The sequence below is a fragment of the Halalkaliarchaeum desulfuricum genome (assembly GCF_002952775.1).
GTDB lineage: Archaea > Halobacteriota > Halobacteria > Halobacteriales > Haloferacaceae > Halalkaliarchaeum > Halalkaliarchaeum desulfuricum.
The window spans coordinates 283427-300782 of sequence record NZ_CP025066.1 but is presented as its reverse complement, the minus strand read 5'-3'; the positions used below and the strand labels follow the sequence as shown (position 1 = coordinate 300782).

At 64.4% G+C, this 17356-nt stretch carries 15 protein-coding genes; 2 read left to right on the top strand and 13 right to left on the bottom strand.

Features of this window, described 5'->3' with window-relative positions; all coding sequences use genetic code 11:
* Nucleotides 1-12 precede the first annotated feature (12 nt).
* The 13 genes from AArcSl_RS01510 to AArcSl_RS01450 form a co-directional block, all read right to left on the bottom strand.
* Nucleotides 13-531, bottom strand: a complete 519-nt coding sequence (locus tag AArcSl_RS01510) for a DUF7266 family protein (RefSeq protein ID WP_119814041.1) — start codon at nucleotides 529-531, stop codon at nucleotides 13-15.
* Nucleotides 524-1522 carry a hypothetical protein gene (locus AArcSl_RS01505; RefSeq protein WP_119814039.1) on the bottom strand — a complete coding sequence of 333 codons (999 nt, stop codon included), beginning with the start codon at nucleotides 1520-1522 and terminating at the stop codon, nucleotides 524-526. The genes AArcSl_RS01510 and AArcSl_RS01505 overlap by 8 nt, the downstream gene beginning before the upstream one ends.
* Nucleotides 1510-2118 (bottom strand): DUF7288 family protein, encoded by a 609-nt coding sequence (locus AArcSl_RS01500; protein WP_119814037.1) that lies wholly within the window; start codon nucleotides 2116-2118, stop codon nucleotides 1510-1512. Before AArcSl_RS01500 ends, AArcSl_RS01505 begins: the two co-directional genes overlap by 13 nt.
* A complete protein-coding gene (locus tag AArcSl_RS01495; RefSeq protein WP_119814035.1) occupies nucleotides 2118-2639 on the bottom strand; it encodes a DUF7287 family protein in 522 nt (173 codons plus the stop codon). The genes AArcSl_RS01500 and AArcSl_RS01495 overlap by 1 nt, the downstream gene beginning before the upstream one ends.
* Nucleotides 2636-4681, bottom strand: a complete 2046-nt coding sequence (locus tag AArcSl_RS01490) for a type II secretion system F family protein (protein WP_119814033.1) — start codon at nucleotides 4679-4681, stop codon at nucleotides 2636-2638. The genes AArcSl_RS01495 and AArcSl_RS01490 overlap by 4 nt, the downstream gene beginning before the upstream one ends.
* Nucleotides 4678-8331 (bottom strand): ATPase, T2SS/T4P/T4SS family, encoded by a 3654-nt coding sequence (locus tag AArcSl_RS01485; RefSeq protein WP_119814031.1) that lies wholly within the window; start codon nucleotides 8329-8331, stop codon nucleotides 4678-4680. Before AArcSl_RS01485 ends, AArcSl_RS01490 begins: the two co-directional genes overlap by 4 nt.
* A gap of 172 nt (nucleotides 8332-8503) precedes the next feature.
* A complete protein-coding gene (locus AArcSl_RS01480; protein WP_119814029.1) occupies nucleotides 8504-9742 on the bottom strand; it encodes a tripartite tricarboxylate transporter permease in 1239 nt (412 codons plus the stop codon).
* Nucleotides 9743-9821: 79 nt separating this feature from the next.
* Nucleotides 9822-10157: a 50S ribosomal protein P1 gene (rpl12p, locus tag AArcSl_RS01475; protein ID WP_119814027.1), complete on the bottom strand. Its 336-nt coding sequence runs from the start codon at nucleotides 10155-10157 to the stop codon at nucleotides 9822-9824.
* Nucleotides 10158-10172: 15 nt separating this feature from the next.
* Nucleotides 10173-11219, bottom strand: coding sequence for a 50S ribosomal protein L10 (locus AArcSl_RS01470; RefSeq protein WP_119814025.1), 1047 nt, complete (start codon nucleotides 11217-11219; stop codon nucleotides 10173-10175).
* Nucleotides 11216-11854: a 50S ribosomal protein L1 gene (locus AArcSl_RS01465; RefSeq protein ID WP_119814023.1), complete on the bottom strand. Its 639-nt coding sequence runs from the start codon at nucleotides 11852-11854 to the stop codon at nucleotides 11216-11218. The genes AArcSl_RS01470 and AArcSl_RS01465 overlap by 4 nt, the downstream gene beginning before the upstream one ends.
* 133 nt (nucleotides 11855-11987) lie before the next feature.
* The gene (locus AArcSl_RS01460) at nucleotides 11988-12578 is read right to left on the bottom strand and encodes a DUF7524 family protein (RefSeq protein ID WP_119814021.1); all 591 of its coding nucleotides are present in this window, start codon (nucleotides 12576-12578) and stop codon (nucleotides 11988-11990) included.
* Nucleotides 12579-12747: 169 nt separating this feature from the next.
* A complete protein-coding gene (locus AArcSl_RS01455) occupies nucleotides 12748-12942 on the bottom strand; it encodes a methytransferase partner Trm112 (RefSeq protein WP_119814019.1) in 195 nt (64 codons plus the stop codon).
* 80 nt (nucleotides 12943-13022) lie between these two features.
* The gene (locus AArcSl_RS01450) at nucleotides 13023-14375 is read right to left on the bottom strand and encodes a sodium-dependent transporter (RefSeq protein WP_119814017.1); all 1353 of its coding nucleotides are present in this window, start codon (nucleotides 14373-14375) and stop codon (nucleotides 13023-13025) included.
* Between the two features lie 160 nt (nucleotides 14376-14535).
* Here AArcSl_RS01450 and AArcSl_RS01445 point away from each other — a divergent pair, with 160 nt between their 5' ends.
* A complete protein-coding gene (locus AArcSl_RS01445) occupies nucleotides 14536-15933 on the top strand; it encodes an NAD(P)/FAD-dependent oxidoreductase (RefSeq protein ID WP_119814015.1) in 1398 nt (465 codons plus the stop codon).
* Nucleotides 15934-16023: 90 nt separating this feature from the next.
* Nucleotides 16024-17322 carry a BGTF surface domain-containing protein gene (locus AArcSl_RS01440; protein WP_119814013.1) on the top strand — a complete coding sequence of 433 codons (1299 nt, stop codon included), beginning with the start codon at nucleotides 16024-16026 and terminating at the stop codon, nucleotides 17320-17322.
* Nucleotides 17323-17356 lie beyond the last annotated feature (34 nt).

The window sequence follows — 17356 nt, the reverse complement described above, 5'->3', positions numbered from 1 at the left end:
TTACGGGCGATTTTATAGTCCGTCGTCCGACTCGATGACGAGCACCGGATCACCGATCTCGGTGTCGTAGTGAATCACCGTCGATCCGCCCCGGATCGACGTTTCCTGGATCGGGGTCGACGTTTTGACGAGCGTGTCCCGTTCGACGTCACCGCTCGTTGCCTCGAGACGGTAGGTGTATCGAAGGTCGTCTGTCCCGGTCTCGTTTACGACCGCGATCTCGTACGACCGGTCGATCACCCGGTCGAGCAGGTTTACCCGGATCGCTGCCTCGCCCTCATCATCCTCAATTGTGGCTGCGAGTCGGTCGATTTCACCGATCGAGTCGGCAAGCTGTTCGTTTTGCACCTCCAGGGCGTTTCCGACGGCGATGGTCCGCTGGCTTTCCATGTATCCGCTGCCGGCGATGAGCAGTCCGGAAATGAGGATCGACGTGATGGCAAGTGCGAGCACGTAGTTGACCGTCGTGGAGAGAGCCCGATCCCTCGACCGGTTTTTTTCGCCGGTTGGCCGGGTGTGGGCGTCACTCATACGACGGCTCCCCCGGTGCCACGCACACCGTCGTTTCGTAGCGGACGTTCTGCGTTCGGTACCTGACCTGGAACTCGACGACGTACAGCACTTTCTCGGCGTACGGCTCGGCATCGGGGTCGGATCCGAAGTTCGCTTCGACGTCGTCGTATTCAGCGTCGACGACGAACTGGTAGGTTCCGGTTACCTCGTCGGCGTTGCCGAACTCGAGGGTGTGGTCTGGTCCGGCGCGTTCGAGGACCTGGAGCCACTCATGTTCCTCGCTTTGGTCGTCCGGACTCTCGCCGTACGTTCCGGACACGAGGTCGACGTAGACGGTATCCGTTCCGGGGGTGCAACTGCTGTTTTCATACGTTTCGTCGTCGAATACGGCGACACAGGCGTCTCCACCGTTTTCGTACACGAATAGGGTAACGACCTGCCCTCCGCCGTCGGTGATATTGAGGTGGAACGGGCCGTCGTCAGCAGTCAGGTCTTGGTAGTCTTCACCGTCGATATCGTCTTCTGTCACTTCGGGCGTCGCGTTGATCCACGCGTCCCGCGTCTTCACGTCGGTCGCGAGCGTCCACGACACCGTCTCATCCCCGCTGGTGAAGTTCCTGGTACTGTTGTCCTGTGCCAGCGCGGTGCCGTTGCTGCCAGTCGTGTCCTCGACCCCGGCGATGCGTCCCTCGACCGCGCCGAACGGCTGGGTGGTGTTGCTCCAGGCCGACAGCCCTCCGGCAACGTTCGCTTCCAGCTGGCTGTAGTCGTCGCCTCGCTCCGTGGTCACGAGGTGTGCGGCCACGCTCTTGGCCTCGTTCTCGTACTCGATCGCTGGCGCGGTCGAGGTCGCGAGGTCGCGTGCCGAGACGTTCTCGGTGTAGATGACGCCGTTCATCACCAGCGCCAGCACGACGAACGTCACCGCGAGCGCGAGCGCACCGACCAGGAACAGCTGTCCACGGTCGTGGTCGTCACCGCGAGGAAGCAACTGGCTCACATCCGCCATACCACCACCTCCACTTCGACGACGGAGAACAGGTCGGTTTCGGGGGAGACGTCGTGTTCGACGTACAATACCCCGTCGCCGACGGTCGCCGTCCCGTTTTCGGTCGCGTCGGCGTCGATCAGCGGATCCGAGTTGTACAGCGAGACCAGCCGCGTCGCCGTCGTTGCGTGGTCGCTCGGTTCGCCGAGGTCGACGACCTGCTCGCTGCCCCGGGAGCCGTCGTCCCGGACGTACCGCACGTGAACGTTGAAGGCGATGCCTCTATCCAGGAACGTCTCGTTCAACGCTTCACCGAAGGCTGTCGGGGGACCGCCCGAAGTGTAGCCGTCCGATTGTGCCCCGTGGAACCGTTCGTTCGACTCGTTCCAGTACCGCAGGGTCTCACTTATTGTGCCCTGACGGTCCTCCGCTGCGAGGAGCCCTTCGGCGACCTCCGTCTGCTGGTTTTCGATGTGCTGACTCGAGGTGCTGCCTGTGAGGGGCGTCACTGCAGTCACCTGAAGCGCGAAGACGACCGCCGACAACACCAGGAGTGCGGCGGTGACCGCCTCCAGCGTGTGTGCCTGCCCGCGCAGCGTCCGTTTCCAGTCAGTCATTACCAGACCCTCACGATGAGCCGTTTGGCTCCCCCGTCGAACAGCACCGTTCGACGGACTGTCGAGACCGACTCGGCGGTGGCGGGATCGCCGCCGGCCGCCAGATCCTGTCCGTCCTTGTGGATTACGGTTCCGTCCCGCTCTTCGATCGTTATATTGAGCCGGTCGTCGACGCCGAACACTTCCCCTGGCGTGCCGGCGTCCTCGTCGAATCGACAGTCCTCGGGCGCGGATCCGCCGTTCATCTGCTCGAAGAACCCGACCGTACACTCGGTGTCCAGCGCGCCGGGCTCTGCGGGATCGCCCAGCAGGTCCTTGGCGGCCGAATCGGCCACCCTGTCGGCGGTGATCGTCCCCGTATCGGCGTCGAACGGGACGAACATCCCGGGGACGAACGCGACGACGAACGCGATCGCAACGAGGAACACCCCGGCGCCGATCGCGAAATCCAGGGTGGTCTGCGCGCGCGAGGATCGCCCAGCATTCCGCCGCGACCCATCGAAATCCGGATTCGGGGTCATCCGACGACCACCCACGTGGCGAGCGCCAACGTGACCAGCACGACGACGAACTTCACCCCCGAGACGATGTCGGCGTTCCGGATGTAGCCGCTGATGAACCCGGACAGCACCGCCTGAATCGTCACGGCGTGGAAGAACAAAAGCGACAGCAGCGACGGATCGACCCCGGCGCCGAAGTCGGGTCCGCCCTGCTGTGCTGCGCCGCCGTCGGCCTCCTCGGCGCCGGCGGTGAGCTCGGCCATGACATCGATGAACTGCGTCTGGAGGATCGCCATCACCGCAAGCAGCGTCAGGTACGTCATCAGGATGATCGCCACCTGCATCCGGGTGCGGGAACGCCGTTCCCGTTCGATGTCGTCCTGATTTTCCGACGCCTGGGCGGCGGTCGAGAGCACGTCCGTGATCTGGGAGGAGGCCTCCTGTGCCTCCGAGATCAGCTTCACCGTCCGCGCGACGCGGGGCATGTGGTACTTGTTGTTGAACTCCACGAGCGCATCGCGGAGGCTCATCCCGTAGTTCACCTTGGTGTAGATGATGTCGAACTCGTCGGCGAGTTTCCCCGAGGAGGTCTCCGCCACGGAGTTGATCGACTCGAGGAGTGTCTGTCCGGTGTCGTTCGCCGACGAGAGCTTCCGGAGGTTCTCCGAGAGCTTCCCCGTGACCGCCGCCCGCGATCGCACGTTCCACTCGTGGAACACCCCGAGCGGAATCAACACCAGATACAGCGGGACGTACACCCAGATGAACGTACTCCAGACGGGGTTCGAGATCCAGCCGTCGGGGGTGAGTGGTGCCCGCCCCGACGTGATCGCGATCGCCAAAAGCACCAGCGCGGCCGGGACGGTAAGCGCCAGGGTGTACAGCGGGTTGTCACGGAAGAACAGGTGCGGCTGTTTGAGGAGTTCGCTCGTGAGGTAGGTCCCCTCTCGGCTTTTGATCCGGTCGAAGATCTTGAAGTTGCCGACGAACCCTTCGATCAGGCCGAGGTGGCGGAGGCTCTCCTGGCTGGTCTCGTGGAGGCGCTGGCTGCCGCCCTGCGGACGGAGGTAGCCGTCGCCGGGTTCGTCCTGTTTGACAGTCGAGACGAGTACGAGGAACCCCACCCCGGTTAGCGGGATCAGCGCGTACACACTCGCGTACAACAGGAACGTTTCGGCGTCGCCGAGCATGCTCATGATGACGAGGATGATGATGAGCAACAGCGGGAACAGCGACAGTGTCATGTACATCTCCCCGAACAGCTCCATCGTCTCCAGGGTCATCTCCTGCTGCTGTTTGGCCGTCCGAAGGTGCTTTTCCTTCTTGTCTTTCAGGAACTGCTCCATGTCCCCGCCGGAGTTGATGATCGACAGCATGTCGGTGAGGAACTGCGAGAGTTCGTCGCTGGGTGTTTCGATCGACTGCTGTCTGATCGCGTTCCGGTAGTCCGTGCCGAAAAACTCCGTCTCGTTGATGATGCTTTGAAACTCCTGAGAGACCTCCCCGTAGGTGTCCTCGGCGCGCGCCATCGCCCGCAAAATCTCGAGCTGGTTCATCCCGCCGACCGACAGCGCGTACATAAAGGAGACGCCGTCGGCAAGCAGCATGTTGATCTCCCGCTTCCTCGCGGACGCCCGCGAATACGGGATCGCGATCAGCGTTCCGAACCCAAGCGCGAACCCGATCCCGCCGAAGACGATCCCTGTTGTGCCGATCGTGATCGGGACCACGAGCGAGCGCAACAGCGCGCCCATCTCGGCGGTCGGCACTGGGACCCCGAGCCCGAGCGTTTCCGGATCGATCAGGCCGAACTGGAAGATGGCCCACCCGATCGCCGTGCCGACGATCCAGAAGACGGCGCCAACGAGCATCCCGAGCCCGAGTGAACGGGAGAGATACATCTCGACGGGATCGGGGATCCGGGCCTGGGTGAGCTTGACGTCGATGTCGCTCACGAAGTCGCCGTCCTCGTCGAACAGCCGCTTGAACACCGGATAAAAGGCGCTCGCGATCGGATCTGCGTCCCCGCCGAGGCCGCCGGAAGATCCCGTTTCGAGGCTCATTCGTCCTCCCTCGTACCGGTACCTCCCGCGTCGTCGGCCGTGCCGTTACTGCCGGCTGCGTCGTCCTCCGCGTCGACCGAGCCGAATCCCCATTCGTCGAGTTCGTCGCCTGAGCCGTCCGACTCGGCCGAGACGTCCGATTTCTCCCGGTCCTGACTGTCGTCGCCGACGTTCGATCCCGCATCGACGCTTTCGACGCCGGTGTCGAACGAGGGTTCGTCGAACGTGACGTCGTCAGCCGACTCCGCGCCGCCGTCGATGTCGTCGAACAGTCCCTCCAGATCGGCATCGTCGTCGTCGGCTCCGGAAGTGCTTTCGAACGGTTCCGACCCGTCGCCAGTTTCGGGTGGAGGCCCAAACGAGCCGTCCCCGTCGTCTGCGGTTTCCCCGTCGAGTTCGCCCGCAACAGCTGTCCCGTCGAGTTTGCCGTCGGTCTCGGCGGCGGCCCGTCCCTCGAGTTCACCCGACGCTTCGACTCCGTCGCCGTCGCCGGCGATCCTGGGCGGCCCAGCGTCTTCCGCCTCCGGGGACGGCGGCTCCGCCGTTCCGGAGGGTTCGCTGGTCTCCTCGTCGACGCCTGCGGTTGCCGACTCCAGTGCCGGGCGGTCGTCGGCGGCGGACGCCTCGACGGTGCCTTCTCCGTCGATGTCGAACAGCGCGTCCGCCACGTCGCCGGGTTCGACGTCCCGGTACTCCTCGAACAGCTCCTCGGCCTCCTCGAGGATTCTCCGCGCCTCGGCGAGTCCCTCCTCGTCGGGGTCGGGACGGGGCACCATCTCCTCTTTTTCCGGATCGACGTCGATCAGCACCGACTCCATCTCTCTGAGATCCTCGAGCGACCGTTCGAGGCCGTCGTTGGCCATGAGCGCCATGATCGTGTCTGGATCGTTAATAAACGCCTGTAGCGTCGCCGCCACCTCAGCGTAGGTGTTGAGACCGTTGACGATGAGGTACGCGAGCACGACCCGGCGCTTGAACAGTTCCTCTTCGAGTCGCTCCTGTTTCCACCCGCGGTCGAACTTGATCTCCTCGAGCGTGTTCGAGGCTCCCATCTTGAGGAACTCGTCGGTCTCGGCCTGCCACTGGAAGACGTCCTGGACGTTGATCTCGTCGTTTTCGGCGTCGTAGTGGTTGATCTCCGTGAGTGCCTTGTTCCGCCGTACTTTCTTCCCTCTGACCCGCGTCGACGACTGGACCGAAACCAGATCCAGTGCGGTGAACATCGTCTTCGAGACGTTGATCGGATCCGTCGTGAAGCGTTTGAGCACTTCACCGACGTTGTCCGCGTGGAACGTCGTGTACGTGGTGTGGCCCGTCGACATGACCTGAAACAGTGTCCGTCCCTCTTCCCCTCGGACCTCTCCCATCACGATGTAGTCTGGACGCTGGCGCAGCGCCGCCTCCAGCAGGTCGAACTCGTCGACGTCTCCCTTGTCGTCGGCGGTAAAGGAGGGTCTGGTGATCGACGCGATCCAGTTGCGCTGTGGGAGTTCGACCTCCCGGGTGTCCTCGATCGAGACGATCTTCCCGTTCGAGGGGATAAAAAGCGACACCGCGTTCAGGCTGGTCGTCTTCCCGGAGGCAGTCCCGCCGGCGAAGATCAGCGACTTGTGGTTCTCGATACAGAGCCACAGGAACGCCATCTGATCCAGCGCGAACGTCTTCCAGTTGATCAGGTCGACCGGCGTGAATGGGACGTCCTTGAACTGGCGGATGGTGTAGTTGGTTCCGTGGCCCGAGACCTCTTTCCCGAGCGTGAGCTGGGCACGGGAGCCGTCCGGAAGCGTCGCGTCCACCTGCGGCGACCGCTTGGAGATCCCCTTCCCCGAACGCTGGGCGAGCTTCACCACGAAGTCGTCGAGTTCGGTTTCGCCGTGGTAGACGTTCGAGATGATCTGCTCGTAATCGCTGTGGTAGACGAACACCGGGGAGTTGTACCCGTCACAGGAGATGTCTTCGACGTTGATGTCGTGTTTTATTGGGTCGATCCGCTCGTAGCCGATGAAGTCCCTGATGAGGTAATACAGCAGCTTCTCGACCTGGTACTCGGCCAACGTCTCGGCATCGTCCTCGATCACCGCACGCTCGGGCCGCGCGGAGATGCCGGCGAGGTGCTCGACGTCACTCGAGGGTTCCTCGTATCCGATCGCGTCGAGCACACTCCCGATCCAGCCGTCGTGTTCGAGCCCGAGCGCCCCCTGAAGCTTGTTTCCGAGCGGCTCGTTTTCGCGCTCGTAGAGGTCGTATCGATCGAGGAGCTGGTAGGCTTCGCTTTTGATCACGTCGCGACGTTCCCCCTCGCCCGCGCCGGCGACGTTCTCGTCGGAGTACTTGATCGAGGTGCGGATCTTGTCGGTGAGGTACTCCTGGATCCGCGATTCGATCTCGTTCATGTGCGGCTGGACCGCGTAGTACTTCTTTTCGTTCTCCTTCCGGGAGTGGAAGATGATCACGAACGAGTACGGCTTGTTCACCCAGTAGCGCTCGACCTCGCTGAAGTGGGTCTTCTTCTCGATGGGAACTGCCTTCTCGAGGTCGTATCGGTTGACGAGCGTCGTGTTCCCTTCCGTCGTACTGAAAAACTCGCTTTCGTCGAGCTCTTCCTGGACGTCGACTGTGCGTTCGTCCTCGAGATCGAGCAGCCGTTTCGCGGTTTCCTCCCCGGCCGAAAGCACGTTTTCGATCCCGTCGGGATCGAACCCGAGCGCCTCCGTGCGATCGAACTCCAGCTGGTTCCCCTCCTCGTCCGTCGGTGGATTCCCCTCCTCGTCGTAGAAGAATTCCTTTTTGTAATCCTCCCAGGAGTAGTACCCCTTTATCGGCGGCGTCTTCGAGAGGTCGTGTATCTCCGAGGCGAGTTCCCGCAGCCGGGAGCCGACCGCGCCGGCGGCCCCGAGCCGCCACGGGAGTTCGTCGGGGTGGAAGCCGAGGTATTCGGCGGGGTCGACGCCGGCACGCTCCCAGTCTCGTTGCTCGAGGCTCCGATCGACCTCCCCGTCACCCCACCGTTCGCTCCCGGGGGCAGTGTCGAACCGCGAGTACAGCGCTTCGGCAGCCTCCTCGTGGCCGTGTTCCCGAAGGAAGTCGTCCCAGGTGTATTCGCCGACGACGGCGGTGGCTACCGACGGATCGGGTTCCTCTGACGGCTGGCTCGGTTCCTCGTCTCGAACCGCTTCGGGCTCCTGCTTTGGGGGCTCGTCCGGCGGCGAGTCGGCAGTTTCTCCCTCGAGTTCCGGCGCCTCCGGGGATTCGTTTGCGTCGTCTGTCTGTCCGAATTCGCTCTCATCAACCCTGTCGTCGGTTTCGTCCTCTGGTCGATCGAGAGCCGTCGTCCCCTCCTCGTTCGACTCGGCAGCCAGTTCCGTCTCGCTTTCGGCGGGTTCGGGGAGGTTTCCATCCTCGGCGTCGATCTCCTCGGGTTCGGGTTCTTCCGAATCGGGTTCGTCGGCGTCGGAACCTCCGGAGTCGACCTCTTCCGAGTCGAGTTCCCCGGAGTCGGCTTCTTCGGGGTCTCCCCCCTCGGGACCACTCTCTTCTGAGATGGACTCCTCGGCGTCCGCGTCCGCGTCGGTCTCGAGAGGCGAGGACTCGACCCCCTCTTCCCCCGTCGATTCCCCTGCCTCGGGGCCGTCGGCGTCCTCGTCTGTCATCGTTTTATCCAAACCGCCACCCTCAAAAAGCGTTCCGACCGTTCTCATCGGAGATATTTATACCGGATTACAGGTAATCTGTAATAGTGGGAATGTGGGCGGGTAGATGCTTTCTTTCCACAGGAGAGTTCCTAAATATCGTTTCTGAAAACTGCCCCGCGGTGCGGTTTCGTCACGTCGACAACCCGAGTGGAAGGATGAGTACTCCCATCAGATGTACGCGTCTGGCTCCCAGTCGCGGGGGGACAAGACCGAGCAGCGTCGACACCAGGAACACGGCGACGCCGATCGGGCCGGCGAACAGCCCCGACAGACAGACGAGCGCCGCCAGCACTCCCAGCGACACGCGGGTGTAATCCGCCGTTCCGACGACCCGAAGGTAGACGTCGCCGACGAGCAATACGAGCGTGAACCCGACGACGGCTCCCGTCGCCGTCGCGACCAGCAACACCGGCAGCGCGAACGGCACCTCGATCCGGTCGAGTGCGACCATCACTCCTGTCCGTGGCGTTCCCAGCGAGACCAGCGCGAACAGGGCGAAGACCGTGTTTGCCGTGTTTGCACCGCTCGTGGACACGATGAATCCCCGATCGGCGTCGGCCGTCGGCACCGCAGGCAACGCGAGTACCGACGCGATGGCCGCCGAGACGCCAGGGAGATATCCCACGAGCGCGCCTGCGAACGATCCGGCGCCGGCTGTCGTCCCCAGCGATCGCGGACGCATCGTGATCCGGGCGTCAGCCTGGGGTGGAACGCCGTTCCCGCCAAGCGCCTCGACGAGAACGGGAGCGCCGAACAGTCCCGTGAAAAGTGGCACCAGCATTCCGCCGGACCCCAACGGTGCGGCGGGATCCAGATCCAGCGTGGCGAGGCCCAGCATCCCGCTGGCCAGAAACGCCATCCCACCGGCGACAGCCGCCCTGCGCGACGACTCCGTCACCAGGAGGATTGCCACCACCCCCGCCAGTACGAACGGGAGGTGCGCTCGTATCGTCGGATACGCCCGGACCATCGCCCACGTGACCGGGACTGCAAGCGGGACCGCGAGGCCGACCGCGACAGCGGAGCCGACCGCCGAGAGCCGGAGCGCTTCCCGTCCGCGGCCGGCGAGCACGAGTCGGTGCCCCGGAAGCGCGGCCACGGCCATCGCCGCGTCGGGAACGCCCAACGCGAGCGCCGGAACGATGTCGAGAAACGTGTGGACGACGCCCGCGGCGAGCATCGCGACGCCGAGGAGCAACGGATCCGCCTGGATGCTGGGTGCGATCCCCGCGAGAAGCAGCGCGAAGTTGTTCGCGTGCAGACCGGGAACCAGCCCCGACACCGCACCCAGCGCCGCCCCGCCGAACAGGAACGCGAGCGCTGCAAGCGTGAAACCGGGATCGACGACGAGGCGGACGGCCGGATCCATCGCTCACGGATGGATCCGTCATCCTACATAAAAAGGAAGAATCGAGCGACCGGTTTCGGTCGGGTTTCCGCTTCCGGCGTCAGCCGAAGAGTTCGCCGAGGCCCTCTCCGGAGGCCTCTTCCTCATCGTCCTCCTCGTCTTCGGCCTCGTCGGCTTCCTCGTCTTCGGGCTCGTCGACTTCCTCGACCTCGTCGGTTTCGTCCGCGTCGCCGGCTGCCGCGGCGCCCGCGGCGGGCGCGGCTGCGGCCGTCTCGATGGCCTCCTCGATGTCGACGTCCTCGAGCGCCGCGATGAGCGCCTTGACGCGCGACTCGTCGACGTCGGCGCCGGCCGACTCCAGGATCGCGGTGATGTTGTCTTCGTTGATCTCTTCGCCCGTCTCGTTCAGGATGAGTGCTGCGTAAACGTATTCCATTGTTCTTCTCTGTTGTTATCCGAACATCGCGCCGAGCCCCTCGGCACCGTCCTCGTCGTCGTCCTCGTCGTCGTCCTCGTCGTCGCCGTCTTCGGGGACTTCTTCGGCGTCTTCCGTCTCGTCTTCGTCGACCTGTTCCTCTTTTGTCTCCGTTTCGGCTTCGGGCGCGTCGACGCCCTGCAGCGCTTCGGGGAGCGCCTCCTCGTCGTCGATCCGCGCGGCGAGCGCGCGGAGCTGACCGTCGGCCTTGCCGATGAGGTCCGGAACGACGTCCGGGCTCTCGATCTCGGCGAACAGACCGACCGCCTTCGCGTCGCCGGTCGCCTTCGCGATGAGCGTCGGGGCCGTCCTTGCGGTCGGGTACGACGCGTTGACCGAGAGGTTCCGAGCGGCGGCGGCGGCGGACTCGATGTCCGCGCGGTACTCGTCGACGTCGATCGAGAGTTCCTCGGACTCGAACAGCACGCCCTCGGAGTAGACGCCCTTGAGGTCGAGTCCGACCTCCTTCGGTTCGATACCGAGCTCGGCGAGCACGCTCGCGAGCTGGTCGGAAACGACTTCACCCTCCGAGAGCACCGTCGAGTCCTCGGTTACCTTGATCGAGCCGTCCATGATGCGGGCCGAGGCCCCCACCTGCTGGAGCTCGCCGACGAACGGTCCCGGGTCGACGCCGGTGTCCCCCTCGGGGATGACGATGTCGTTCGGCGCAACCTCGCCCTCGTTGATCGGGGCGGGGGTCTTCGACTCCTCGAGCTGCTGGTAGAGGCCGAACGGGTTGTCGTTGGTCCCGACGAGGGCGACCTCGCCGGCGACGTACTGGGTCAGCGTCTCCAGCCCCTCGTCGACCTCCTCCAGCGCACGGACGACGAGCGTGTTCCGGCTCATGCGAAGCTCCGCGGAGCCGTGCAGCTCCCGGCGCATCGCCTGCAGCTGCCGGCTCGGGATGCCGGTGACGCCCACGACGCCGACCGACTCGTAGGACTCGAGGAAGTCGACGACTGCGTCGACTTCCTCCCGCTTCCACTCGGGGATCGTCTCCGTTTGACGGGCCTCCGAGCTCATGCGGGCACCTCCACGGACGGCCCCATCGTGGTTTTCACGTAGACGGAGTCGATGTTGAGTGGCCCTTTCTCGAGGTCAGCTTCCAGCCGACGGACGATGACGTCGATGTTGTCGGCGATCTCCTCGGCGGACATGTCCGCCGCGCCGACACGCGTGTGGAACGTGCGCCGGTCGCGGGAGCGGAGCTGTACCGTGTTCTTCATTCTATTCACCGTCTCCACGACGTCGTCGTCGGGCTGAAGCGGGGTCGGCATCTTCCCACGGGGACCGAGCACGGTCCCGAGATACCGGCCGATGTCCTGCATCAGGTTCGCTTCGGCCACGAAGAAGTCGGTGTCGTCCGCGAGATCTTTCGCGGCGTCGTCGTCGTCGCCGAGGTCCTCGAGGTCGTCGGAGTCGAGTACCTGGTCGGCGACTTCTCTGGCGCGGACGGCGGTTTCGCCCTCCGCGAAGACGACGATGGTGGTGTCCTGTCCGGTTCCGGCCGGCAGAACCACCGACTCGTCGACGCGATTCGACGGATCGTTGAGGTCAAGATCGCGCAGGTTTATCGCGAGGTCGACCGTCTCCCGGAACTCCCGGGGCGGCGCTTCCTCGAGTGCGCGAGTAACTGCTTGTTCGATTGAGTCTGCCATTATTCACCTCCGTAGTACGCGGTGACCGCTGCTACGGGTCAGTGAAACAGGCTGCGCCTGTCTCATCGGATGGAGGCCGATCACGGCCTTAAAAGCGTCGAAGCGGTCGGACGGGTGTCACTCCTCCACACCGCTACTCTCGGGAGAGCAACACCGCCGCGATCGCGGCGCCGACGACGATCCCGGTCCCGACGAGGACGGCCGTCGAGCCGATCGAGAGTCCGACAATGACCGCGAGCACGACCGCGACGGCCGCGACGATCCCGACCGCGAGCTGTGGCCCCTCCGGGATGGCCTCCTCGGCCCGCTCCTGGAGCGGGACGTAATCGGGGGATTTCGATCCGGCCGACTTTCCGGCGTTCGGCTTGCCCAGCGACTCGTCGACTTCGACCGGCGGCTTTCCGGCCCGCCCGGGTTCGACGGTCACGGACACGTATTCCGTCTCGGTTCCGTACCCGGTAACGACCTTCAGACGGCCGGTGACCGGTTCAGAGATCGGTTCGACGTCGACGAACACCTCGTGGGTCGCGTCGCCTTCGACGTAGTGGTTGCCATCCGTGAGAGTGGCGATACGGGAGAGGTCGTCGTCGAAGTTGAGATGCACGTGGGTCGGCGCGCCGTGGTTTTCGAGCTCCACAGTAAACGAGCCTTCAACCGTGACGCTGTCGGGAACGTCGAACTGGTGAGTTCGGCCGCGGTTGAGATCGACGGGAACGGTTGCCACGTCCGTGGAGTCACAGGGACGGAGCAAAAAGGTTCAGGCTCCATCGGACCGCAGATCCCCCGATTCGATCCGTTTTTGCCCGGAGCGTTCCGGCCCCTGCCAGCGTCGCTCCGAAGCGAGCCGCGTTCGGACCTGTCTCGGTCCGAACCTCGCGCCGGCGGCCCGAACTTCACGCCGCCGCTTCGTCGCGCATGTCCGGCGGGAGGAGGTTCGGGATCCCGTCCTCGATCGGGTACACCTCGTCACATTCGGTGCAGGTGAGACTGCCCTCGAGGATCTCCTCGTCGGTTCGATCCTCGACATCGAGTTCGAGGTCGGCTTTGTCAACCGGGCAACAGAGGATGTCCAGTAGCGACTCCTTCATCGGCCGGTAGAACGGTCGGCGTCAGGAAAAGTCTGTGGATCCGATCTACCGACCGGGTTATCGGTAGAGGGAAGGACGGATCAACTTCCGAGCCACGCCGCGAAGTCGACCCTGAGGAACTCGAGGTAATCGAGCGCGCCGAGGGCGAGCGCGACGACCAGCACGATCACGATCGGGAGGCGGACCATCCACAGCCAGATGTCGTCCCACGGGTCGACGCTCGTGATCCCCTGCCCCAGCTCCGAGAGCCCCACGTCGGGAATCACCCAGCCGACGAACACGACGAGGATCAACGCGCCCAGCACCAGCAACACGCCGTCTGCGAGCCCGTCCAGCAGGTCGAGGAACACCAGATCCAGCGTCACCGGCACGCCGAGCAGGAAGATGGCTCCCCCGGCGCCGAGCGTCGCCGGGAGGCGATCGATGGGGTGCTCGTCGATCAGATACGAGACCAGCACCTCGAGGATACTGATCGCACTCGAGAGTGCGGCGATCGTCACGACGCCGAAGAACACGATCCCGAGCAACGTGCCGAACGGCAACGTTGCGAACGCCTGCGTGAGGCTGAAGAAGATCGCACCGACGGCGATCTGTCCGGGGTCGGTCCCCGCCGCGAAGATGAACGGGAACACCACGAAGCCCACGAGGACTGCGATCGCTGTATCGAGGAAGACGATGACGCCCGCGTCCGTCGCGAGGTTGCGGTCCTCGCCGAGATACGACGCGTAGGTGATCATCACGCCCATCCCCAACGAGAGCGTGAAGAACGCCTGCCCCGCCGCCGCCGGCAGCAGGCTCGTCCAGTTGTCCACGACCACGCCGAAGTCGGGCGAGAGGTAGTAGGCGTACGCAGCTCCCGCGCCGTCGAGCGTCGTCCCGTACGCCGCCAGGCCGATCAAAAACAGGATTATCGCCGGCACCATCACCTTCACCGCCAGTTCGATCCCCCGTCGAACCCCCATCGCGACGATGCCGATCACGAGCGCCATGAAGATGGCGTGGAACACGAGCGAGTCGAGCCCCGTCGACACGATACCGAACAGTTCTGCGGCCTCGGCCTCAGTCGTGACGGTAAAGCCGTCGGTGACGCCGACGACGAGATACCGCGCGAACCAGCCGGCGACGACGCTGTAATACGAGAGGATGACGAAGCCGGTCACGACGAACAGCCAGCCGACGTACCGCCAGGCGCCCCCACCGAGCTCGCGCAACGAGCCCACCGCGTTCAGGTTGGTCCGGCGACCGATGACGAACTCCACGAGGATCGCCGGGAACCCGATCGCAACGACGAACAGCAGATACACCAGCAGGAACGCCGCGCCCCCCTCCTGTCCCGTCTGGAACGGGAAACGCCAGATGTTTCCGAGCCCGACCGCGCTCCCCACCGCGGCCAGGATGAATCCGATGCGGGTCGCCCACGTTTCGCGTGCCATGCGACGCGGTCCCTTCACGGTAACCAAAAACCTGTCCTTTTGAAAAGGTCGTTTTTGATGATCTTTCGATAGGGATCGGTGTCGGCTGTGGATTTCGCCTGCGGTACGGGGACTATTCAGCTTCCGTGGGTTTAATACTGAAACGGCGCCGGTAGCGTGTATGGAACGCGTCGACGTCGCGATCGTCGGAGGCGGACCGGCCGGCTCTTCGGCGGCACATGCGGCCGCCAGCGGTGGAGCGGAGACGCTCGTCTGCGAGAGGGGCGTCCCCCGCGCCGACCGCGAGGGGCTCGGTCCCGACTCGACGGACGCCGCAGGTATCCTGAATTACTGGGTCGATATCATGGGGATCCATCCCGACGAGTTCCCCGACGGGGTCGTCCAGCGCACGCTCGATCGAGCGGAGTTCGTCGGGCCGAACACGAAGGCGACGCTGTACGGGACTGGGATCGATTCCTCGTACGAGCATTTCGGCTACACCTTCCACCGGGCCAGGTTCGACGATTGGCTCCGGGAACGGGCCGAAAACGCCGGTGCGGAGTATCGTGTCGGCGTCTCGGTGAAGGACGTTCGAACAGATCTCTCGGCCGGTCCGGGGACTGCCGATCCCAGACACGAGATGGATCTGGCGTCGGGCGAGACGATCGGCGCCGATTTCCTCGTGCTCGCGGACGGCCCCCAGCGAACCGTCACGAACCGCGTGCTCGATCGGTTCCTCCCCGAGGGACGGACTGCCTCGGAGATTCTCGCCTCGCGGGACGTCAACCACATCGCCTATCAGGAGTACCGGCGATTCCCCGAGGAGGCGTTCGCGGACGTCGACGCGAGCATTCGGTTCTGGTGGGGCGTGATGCCCGGCCACACCGCCTATCCGTGGGTGTTTCCGAACAACGATCGGGTGTGTCGCGTCGGGCTGACGATGCCGATCGGCCTCGACATCGACGACGTCGAGGCCCGTGATTCCTACAGGTTGCTCCGCCCCGAAGACGACAGCATCCCTGGCGGCAGCGAGTACATCCATCGGCTGCTGGAGTGGCAGTACGGCGACAAGTACGACATCGAGGACGAGTTCCCCATCGTCGACGGGACCGGAAAACGGAACGGCACGGAGACGTACTCGATCTCTTCGACCAGCCCGATCGAATCGCCGGTGGAGGCAGGGATCGCCGTGGCAGGCGGGGCGATGGGGTCGACGTCGGCGTTCCACGAGGGGGGCGATCACGTCGCCGTCCGGACCGGCGCGATCGCCGGCGAACTGGCCGCAGCTGGGGACCTCTCCACCTACAACGACCGTTGGCACGAGGCGATCGGGGACGAGGTGCTCCGGAACCTCACGATGGCAGAGGTGGTTCGCGGATACACGCCGGACGACTGGGATCGTGTCATCTCGTGTGCCGACGCGATGCTCGCGGCTGAGGCCGGGAGGGGGCTCGTCGAGCGGACGTATTCGGCCGGGTTCCAGGCCGCCAAACTGGTGCTTTCATACAAGTGGCAAAAGCGGAAGCTCCGTGGCGCGTACGCACAGTTGACCGAAGACGAGTACGTGTACACGTCCTGACGCCGTCCGAGCATGCCGAAATGGGCATCGCTCAACGCTTCGTTTTAGCTATCCCTGGTTTAACTACGGATTGCGTCCTACGGGGAAACGATGCCCGAAACCCTCCAACAGGCTGTGACCGGGCTGGACTCGAGGCGCGCAGTGCTCCTCGTTGCAGTCCTCGCAGTCGCGGCTGCCCTCGCGGTTCCCGCAACGGTTGCAGCGGACACGAAGACGAACACGACCGAGAACGAGACGACCGAAACTCCCGAATTCGATCAACAGCTCGTAAGCGTTGCGCCCCCCGAAAAGGCGACGCTCGGGATCGACGCGCCCGGCGAGGATCCCTTCCAGATCGAGATCGATATGGGTGACCAGTTCCACCTCGAAGCGACCGTCGTCGATCACGACGACGACGTGAGGATCCTTCTCGCCACCGGAGACGTTCGCGCGGAGGATCCCGACGAATATCTCTCGGCGGAGAACGCTGGCCTCGAGAACGTCGCGGTCCACGCGAACGAACTCGAGCGGGACCGGCCGCCCGGCGGGCTCCACGATCTGCGGATTTCCGTCGGCAACGAGACCCTCGATCACGCCGTTCTGGAAGTGAAACCGATCGTCGTGTTCGACCGGATCGACGAGTTCGAACCCGACGAGAGTCAGACCATCGCCGGTCAGGCGGACCTCGACGACGGCGAGCGGATACAGGTCCGAGTCAGGTCGACCGGAAACGGGGCGTTCCTGCTGTCGGAGGAGGCCGTCGTCGAGGACGAGCGGTTCGAGGCGACGTTCGACGCGAGCAACGTCCAGCCCGGTGCCGACTTCGAGGTGACTGCCCGCCACGACAACCAGACGGTCGGCTCCACGACGGGGACAGTCGTGGATTCGACGGCCGGCGAATCGGATGACGATGACAGAACTCAGGAGAGTCACGGTGTCGTTCTCGTGTACGAGGGCGACCTGCTCGAACTCGAGGCCGCACCCGACCAGCGGATCGCCGGGGAGGCTGACCTCGAGGAGGGCGAATCTGTCAGCGTTCGGGTCCGCGGCGAGTCGGACGGCATCTCGTTCCTCGTCACGAACCAGACCACCGTCGACGAACACGGCACCTTCGAGGTCACTGTGGATCTCGACGAAATCTCACCCGGAACCGAATTTACTGTCCACGTGCGGGCGGACGACGATCCCGACGTACAGGGATCGGCGCCCGGCGTCGTCGTCGAGTCCACCGACGGTGCGAGTGACGGTGGCGACGGCGAAACAGATACCCAGATCGACGATGGCGAGTCCGACGACGGGACACTCTCTATTCCGGGAGACGCGCTCGGAGGCATCGGTGCACTCGTCGCCGGGGCCGGTATCGCGGTCCTCGGGATCGGGCTAATCCTCGGAATCGGCCGCCGTCAGTAGCCTCGCACACCGACACACCGCTTTAGCTTTTTGT

Excerpts from the sequence above, each read along its gene's own strand:
- AArcSl_RS01485 (WP_119814031.1), bottom strand. The coding sequence starts at position 8,331 with ATGACAGACGAGGACGCCGACGGCCCCGAGGCAGGGGAATCGACGGGG.
- AArcSl_RS01500 (WP_119814037.1), bottom strand. The coding sequence starts at position 2,118 with ATGACTGACTGGAAACGGACGCTGCGCGGGCAGGCACACACGCTGGAG.
- AArcSl_RS01490 (WP_119814033.1), bottom strand. The coding sequence starts at position 4,681 with ATGAGCCTCGAAACGGGATCTTCCGGCGGCCTCGGCGGGGACGCAGAT.
- AArcSl_RS01455 (WP_119814019.1), bottom strand. The coding sequence starts at position 12,942 with ATGAAGGAGTCGCTACTGGACATCCTCTGTTGCCCGGTTGACAAAGCC.
- rpl12p (WP_119814027.1), bottom strand. The coding sequence starts at position 10,157 with ATGGAATACGTTTACGCAGCACTCATCCTGAACGAGACGGGCGAAGAG.
- AArcSl_RS01480 (WP_119814029.1), bottom strand. The coding sequence starts at position 9,742 with ATGGATCCGGCCGTCCGCCTCGTCGTCGATCCCGGTTTCACGCTTGCA.
- AArcSl_RS01465 (WP_119814023.1), bottom strand. The coding sequence starts at position 11,854 with ATGGCAGACTCAATCGAACAAGCAGTTACTCGCGCACTCGAGGAAGCG.
- AArcSl_RS01505 (WP_119814039.1), bottom strand. The coding sequence starts at position 1,522 with ATGGCGGATGTGAGCCAGTTGCTTCCTCGCGGTGACGACCACGACCGT.
- AArcSl_RS01445 (WP_119814015.1), top strand. The coding sequence starts at position 14,536 with ATGGAACGCGTCGACGTCGCGATCGTCGGAGGCGGACCGGCCGGCTCT.
- AArcSl_RS01495 (WP_119814035.1), bottom strand. The coding sequence starts at position 2,639 with ATGACCCCGAATCCGGATTTCGATGGGTCGCGGCGGAATGCTGGGCGA.
- AArcSl_RS01440 (WP_119814013.1), top strand. The coding sequence starts at position 16,024 with ATGCCCGAAACCCTCCAACAGGCTGTGACCGGGCTGGACTCGAGGCGC.
- AArcSl_RS01470 (WP_119814025.1), bottom strand. The coding sequence starts at position 11,219 with ATGAGCTCGGAGGCCCGTCAAACGGAGACGATCCCCGAGTGGAAGCGG.
- AArcSl_RS01510 (WP_119814041.1), bottom strand. The coding sequence starts at position 531 with ATGAGTGACGCCCACACCCGGCCAACCGGCGAAAAAAACCGGTCGAGG.
- AArcSl_RS01450 (WP_119814017.1), bottom strand. The coding sequence starts at position 14,375 with ATGGCACGCGAAACGTGGGCGACCCGCATCGGATTCATCCTGGCCGCG.